General features: G+C 34.9%; 1 protein-coding gene and 2 pseudogenes. All 3 read left to right on the forward strand.

Annotation, left to right across the window (positions count from 1 at the left end):
- Positions 1-167: pseudogene (locus AC1DRF_RS23955) on the forward strand (NADH-dependent alcohol dehydrogenase); the annotation flags it as partial.
- A 180-nt stretch (positions 168-347) separates the two neighbouring features.
- A complete protein-coding gene (locus AC1DRF_RS23960; protein WP_427076533.1) occupies positions 348-1,553 on the forward strand; it encodes an MFS transporter in 1,206 nt (401 codons plus the stop codon).
- Between the two features lie 368 nt (positions 1,554-1,921).
- Positions 1,922-2,248, forward strand: a pseudogene (locus tag AC1DRF_RS23965) (ATP-grasp domain-containing protein); the annotation flags it as partial.

Here is a 2,248-nt window from a genome sequence, read left to right on the forward strand (position 1 = left end):
GGTCAAGCCTTGGTGCACCTTCTCGCTTAGCAGATTACGATATCGGAGAAGAGCGACTAGACGAAATTGCTGGAATTGCTGCTCGTGAAATGGCGTACGGAGGTTTCGGTAACTTTAAAAAACTAAATAAAGATGATATTTTAGCTATTTTAAAAGCGTCACTGTAAAGTGAAAAACAAAAAGAAGGAGGCATCTGTCTTCTTCTTTTTGTTTTATCTTATAAATGACTGGAAATTAAGTAGAGCAGGAAGAATGGTTTTTTTCTCAAATTTCAGTTAACAACTAAAGGAAAAGCTTTATAATTAAGTACAGAAAGAAAGTTTTAGAGAATTTAAGGGAGTGGGGAGATGAAAAAGTTTGCGCTAGCTTCATATGCGCTTTATTTGCTGGGCGGATTAGTCATTACAGCCGTAGGGTCCGTCTTACCGCAATTGTTAACACATTATCATGTGTCCTATACAGTTGGCGGACAGCTTGTATTATTAGGTTCTTTAGGATTTTTGATAGGAGTTCCGCTATCTTCTTTTCTATTAGGACGCTTTAGAGAAATGAATTTACTTACAGTTTCCGCACTAATGATAGCGCTATCACAAATAGGTATGCTTTTATTGCCTCCATTCGAGTGGATTATTGCATTCAATTTTTTAAACGGTATTGGTGTAGCCGCATTGGAAGTAGTTGTAGCTACTTTAATGATGGAAGTATTTATCGGTAGAAGAGCTATTGTTATGAGTTATTTAGAAGTGTCATTTGGTCTAGGTGCGCTGTTGATGCCGTTAGTAGCTAGCTTATTGATTTCACAGAACAGCTGGAGGTTTTCATTTTTTATAACGAGTGTACTAGCTTTACTAATGGTTGTGGTCTGTAAAATGATTTCTTTTAAAAAAGAGACTGTTTTAACTTCAGAAAGTCATGCTTCAGACGCCAACTCAGAACCTGCGCCTGTGCTTGCTAAAAATCAAAGATGGAAAATACTTGCTCTTTTTAGTGTGATGATTTTTATGTACGCCGGAGTAGAAAGCAGTATGAATAATTTTCTTTCGTCTATTTTTATCGCGTATCTAGATGTAATCCCGTCACAGGCTACTTTGAGCATAAGCGTTTTTTGGTTGGCTATGCTAATAGGACGAGTGGCTACTGGATGGATTATTCGAATCGTTACATACGAACGTTATCTTTTTGGCAGCATTGGAGGAACAATTGTGAGTTTAGTGCTGTTTATTGTGTTAAAAGAAGCAGTAGCAGGCTATATTTTATTAGGATTTTTAGGGCTTGCCATGTCAGGTATCTATTCGATAACGATGGTATATGCTAACCATACGTTTACTGGATCTGCTCGTATTGTAACAAGTTTAATTACTGGTTTTTCAGGACTTGGAGGAGCTGTTTTCCCTGCACTTATTGGCTTTACTATGGACGTAAGCGGAATCACCTCAGCACTTTGGTACATAACAGCTTTTGCATGTTTATATCTTCTGGCGCTTTGCATCATTTTTTTCGTTCAGCGTGATGCCAAACAAAAAGCTAATAATCATTTGCAGCCTATGAAATAAATGCTACGTCAAAAAAAGAATACTAAATGAGATGGCTGAAAAAGATGTAACTTTATAAATGGTTAATATCTATTTTAATAAAAAACAAAAAAAGAAAGGTTGAATCTATGTCGCCCTTTCTTTTTTTAGAAAAATTCTCATTAAATTTTTCTAAAAATATCTCTATAATCAAATAGCAAAATTTCTGCTTTTAGTTTCGCTTTAGTATTAACTCTATAAACCCATTCTTTTCTTTACTTTTTACTAATATATTAAATATTCTATATATTCCTAATGTTATATAAAATTAAATTGACAAATATATGAAGCGGTCATTAGAATTTAGTCATCGAACAGTGAAGAGCTGTTTAAAAGTAGGGGGGAAGTAAATGCCGTTACAAAATAAGCATCTAGCAGTTGTGTTACAAAATACATATTTACCGTTTATTTTTGAAGAAGCAGAAGCTCTCGGAATTAAATTGACGTTTTTTTATAACCAAGAAGAAGTAGAACCTAAGCATCTTAAAAACGTACAAAATTTCATACCCATTGATTTATTTCACACCCCAGACAAAGCTCTTGAGATTATTAAAGCAGAGCATCACAAAAATCCTTTTGACGGCATTATGACATTATATGAGCCTGCATTAGAGGTTGTATCTCAGCTGACAGAAGAGTTAAACTTACCGGGCTTATCACCGTTTGTGATTAGTAAC

The sequence above is a fragment of the Priestia sp. P5_B4 genome (genome assembly GCF_056400385.1).

Excerpts from the sequence above, each read along its gene's own strand:
- AC1DRF_RS23960 (WP_427076533.1), top strand. The coding sequence starts at position 348 with ATGAAAAAGTTTGCGCTAGCTTCATATGCGCTTTATTTGCTGGGCGGA.